The organism is Microbacterium sp. HSID17254 (genome assembly GCF_003989315.1).
GTDB lineage: Bacteria > Actinomycetota > Actinomycetes > Actinomycetales > Microbacteriaceae > Microbacterium.
The window spans coordinates 1-721 of record NZ_RBLT01000218.1 but is presented as its reverse complement, the minus strand read 5'-3'; the positions used below and the strand labels follow the sequence as shown (position 1 = coordinate 721).

Here is a 721-nt window from a genome sequence, read left to right as displayed (position 1 = left end):
CCTGGCCTGGTCCGGACTGTCCGGCCTGGCATCGCACGTGCAGCAGGAGGTTCAGTCATGACCCGCAGCACCCTCCCGAGCCCCGACGCCGTCTCCGCCGAGGCGCTCCGCACCGTCGTCGACGGGCGCTGGGCCCGGGCCCGGCAGGAGACCCGCGAGCAGCTGGCGGCCAACCCCGAGATGCGCGCGGACCCCGACCTGACCTCCGCGCAGTACCGCGAGTGGCTCACCGACTCGCTGCAGCTCCTCACGTCCTCGGGCCGCCCGCACACCGGGTTCGACCCGTCGGTCGGCGGCCAGGGGGACGGCGGGGGGGTCGTCGCCGCCTTCGCGATGCTCGCCTACGGCGACCTGTCGCTCCTGGTCAAGGGCGGCGTGCAGTGGGGGCTGTTCGGCGGCGCGGTGCAGGTTCGCGGCACCGAGCGGCACCACGAGCAGTACCTCCGCAGCATCATCGACGGCGAGCTGCTCGGCTGCTTCGCGATGACCGAGACCGGTCACGGCTCGGACGTCCAGCACCTGCACACCACCGCGACCTACGACCCGGCGGCGGGCGAGTTCGTCGTCCACACCCCGTACCCGCCGGCGCGCCAGGAGCACATCGGCAACGCCGCCCGGGACGGCCGGAGGGCGGTCGTGTTCGCCCAGCTCATCACCGGCGCAGAGCGGCCCGGCGGCCACGCCTTCCCCGTGCCCCGGCGCGCCCGCGCCGGACACCCCC

The 721-nt window shown here is 75.2% G+C and carries 1 pseudogene; it reads left to right on the top strand.

Annotated elements, in window-relative coordinates:
• Window positions 1-57: 57 nt before the first annotated feature.
• Window positions 58-721: pseudogene (locus D8M34_RS18690) on the top strand (hypothetical protein); the annotation flags it as partial.